General features: G+C 63.7%; 3 protein-coding genes. All 3 read right to left on the bottom strand.

Annotated features, from left to right (window positions below; translation table 11 throughout):
- Window positions 1-554, bottom strand: a 554-nt coding sequence (locus tag WCA53_RS00195; RefSeq protein ID WP_423903964.1) for a type VI secretion system baseplate subunit TssG, incomplete at its 3' end; no start/stop codon positions are given.
- Window positions 509-2,272 (bottom strand): type VI secretion system baseplate subunit TssF, encoded by a 1,764-nt coding sequence (tssF, locus tag WCA53_RS00190; protein ID WP_423903963.1) that lies wholly within the window; start codon window positions 2,270-2,272, stop codon window positions 509-511. The genes WCA53_RS00195 and tssF, both read right to left, overlap by 46 nt.
- 1 nt (window position 2,273) lies before the next feature.
- The gene (gene tssE / locus WCA53_RS00185) at window positions 2,274-2,729 is read right to left on the bottom strand and encodes a type VI secretion system baseplate subunit TssE (protein WP_423903961.1); all 456 of its coding nucleotides are present in this window, start codon (window positions 2,727-2,729) and stop codon (window positions 2,274-2,276) included.
- Window positions 2,730-2,928: the final 199 nt, after the last annotated feature.

Below are 2,928 nucleotides of genomic sequence, written 5' to 3'. Positions count from 1 at the left end.
CCACCGTGCAGGCCCAGGTTGCCGAGTGCGTCGAGACATGCCGCGAGCGCGGCGTCATCGGGGGCGCGCCCGTTCAGCGCCGGCGCATGTTTCTGCCGGCTCCGGTACAGGAACGAGAGGAAGCGGTGATTGAAAATATCGAGGAGATCGGCCATCGCCGGCTCGCGCGCCGTGCGCCGCGCGAGCACCATCTCCGTGAACGGCAACGGCAAAGGTCCGCTCGCACCCGCCAGCGTCATCACCGGCGTGGTCAGCGTATAAGTCTCGCGCGGCGCGGGTGCAGCATCACTCGCCGCCTTCTGGTCTGCAGCGTCTATCGCCAGCGGATGGCGGCTCACGCTGCGAATATCGCTGGCCTCAAACGACAGCGACACGAATCCCTTGAACCGCACCGCTTCATCCGTGCCGTCGCCGTAGCCGAGCGCCCGCGCCCAAGGCTGCGCACGCTCCAGCAGATGGATGGCCTGGAACAGGTCGAAACCCTGTGGCTGCGCAACCAGACGCTCTATCAAAGCAACTGCTGGCAACCGCTCATCGGCTCCCATTGCTTCCATATCTCGTCTCCACGGCGCACGACCAGCCGCACAAAGGAATTGACCGATGTATACATAGCGAAGAAGCGCGCAAGCACCGCGGCCATGAGCAACGGCGAGCCGCCGACAAAGGCGTCAGCGTCGAACTCGATGCTGACCTCGGTGCCACGGCAATAGCCGCGCCACGCGTCGCCCCCTACATGCGCGGTGACGTTGATCGCCGCGATGCTCTTGATCCCGCGAATCTGGCCCTGCTCACGCGGTCCGTTCGATGCGAACAGCCGCAGCATCTCCTGCAGCTCGCGTTGACCCGTCGCGCCGCTGACCAGCGAGTGATAGTTGCGCGTCAGCAGAGACACCAGACGCCAAAGCGTCTCGCTGCCGAGCGGAGGATCGCGCTGCGCAGTCGGTTCATAGAGGCAGCGCACCCGCGCATTCTGCGAAACCCGTTCGACTAGCATCCGCGCCCCGACCGGCACCTGTTCGGCGAGCCGGCGGTTGGTGCATAGCACGTTCGCATAGGCGACCGGCGCATCGGGATGGCCTGCTGCATTGCCCGCATCGACGAAGCCCAGGTACACGTCCACGCCGGACAGGTTGCTGCGCAGGCTGCGCTCACGGCGCGCGAACCAGAACATCGTGTCGCTGCCTGCCTCATCGCCCCCGGTGCGCTCCGCTGCGGTGAAACTCGGCACCGTCGTCGCGCGGTCTTTCGCTGGATCGGACATGACCACCGACAGAATTGAATGGATCTCGGTGATCGATTCGCGCTTCTGATCTGCGACCAGCCGATATTCGTATTGGCGACGGTCGAGCACGATCGGCTCGCTGGTCTGCGAGAACAGATTCACGATCGGTGTACAGCCAAGCCGGAAATGCTGCGCGCCGAGCATTCCTAGCCCGCGCGGCACGTGGTCCAGATGCAATACGACATCGCAAGTACGCCCCGTGCCGAGGCGACCGGCGGGCACAGTCAGGTCGAAGAAATGAAACTTGCGCGGAAACGCAAAGTACTCCTGCATCAGCCCGTACGCGGGGTGCGCGTGGGACGGCTGCGGCAATACTCTGTCCTCCTCGGCGTAGCCAACCTCACGCCACGCGGACGGCGACAGCATCACGGCCGGTCCCTGCTCCGGGCGCAACGAGACATCGGTTACGCCCGACACGAGCAACTCGTAGAGCGGCATCGTCACCATCCAATCGCCGTGCAGATGAATACGCAACTGCGTCAATTCGAGTTCGGCAAATTCGATTCCCGGTTCGCATTCGAGGGTCAGGCGCAGCGTGGCATCGTCGCCAAAGACTGCGCGGCTGATCTTCAACGGCCACAACACGGTGTCCCATGCGGTGCGAAAGCGGCACGACTCTCCCGATTCGGTGCGGGCGGCAAGACCCGTGTGACGCGGCACGCGAAATCCGGCCGTCACCTTGCCCTGAGTGAGATCGAGATCGAACTGTGCGACCGTCATCGAAGGAATCGTCTGCACCAGCGACGGACAGACGTTCTCAAGCAACGCTCCCGCGATCTCCGGAAACGCCTGATCGAGATCGCGATGCACACGGGCAGCGAGAAATGCGGTCGCCTCGATCAGGCGCTCCGTGTGCGGATCGAGCGATTCGGTGCCATGTAGCGCGAGGCGCGCGGCAACCTTCGGGTAACGCTGCGCAAAGTCGGCTCCCTGCGTGCGCAGGTACGACAGCTCGCGCTTGTAGTACTGAAGAATGTCGTCCGACTCCATGTCAGCCAAGCTCCAGCGAGCGAGTATCCAGGATGCCGCTGCCGTTCGCTGCCAGTTCGAAGAAGACGTGTTCGACCGACTTCCCCTGGCGCATGTCGCCGCCGATTGCGAGTACGGGGGGCTGGTCCTGCCCTGACGGAAATGCGAACGTCACGGTGACATTGACAAGCCGCGGCTCGAACAGCGTGATCGCATGCCGGATCGCAGCAGCGATCGCGTCACGATCCGGGCCTGAGCGCAGCGAACGTTCGGAGAAATCGGGTACACCGTAGTCGATCACCGTCCCATCGCTTTGGGCAAACGCCTCCATCGTCAAGCGCGAACGCGCATTCAGCAGACGCGACAGCTCACGCGCGACGGATTGCCGAAGCGCGTCCTCCCCGCGCAGCCATGCGTCGGCATTCTCGACAAGCCGCTCGAACATAGGCACGGGATAACCGTTGGCATTTGCCGACATAACGTGAAACCGGTTGAACTAGCTGGACGGTCGCCCGCGGTGAAACCCGCAAAGGCCTGAGTGCGGCGGGCGACGGCGTGTTACGCCTTGGGAGCGACCGCCTTGTTGGTTGCGCGATCCCAGCCGAATGGAGCGGTGCCTTTCTTCGTCGAGTCCGGGTTCTGTTGCGTGTATTGGGACGTCATCGCCGAGAAGTTGA

This window comes from Caballeronia sp., from assembly GCF_049581465.1.
GTDB lineage: Bacteria > Pseudomonadota > Gammaproteobacteria > Burkholderiales > Burkholderiaceae > Caballeronia.
The sequence above is the reverse complement of the archived record's forward strand: the minus strand, read 5'-3'. Positions and strand labels throughout refer to the sequence as shown.

Bases quoted from the DNA above. Each gene is read 5' to 3' on its own strand.
- tssF (WP_423903963.1), bottom strand. From the start codon at position 2,272: ATGGAGTCGGACGACATTCTTCAGTACTACAAGCGCGAGCTGTCGTAC.
- tssE (WP_423903961.1), bottom strand. From the start codon at position 2,729: ATGTCGGCAAATGCCAACGGTTATCCCGTGCCTATGTTCGAGCGGCTT.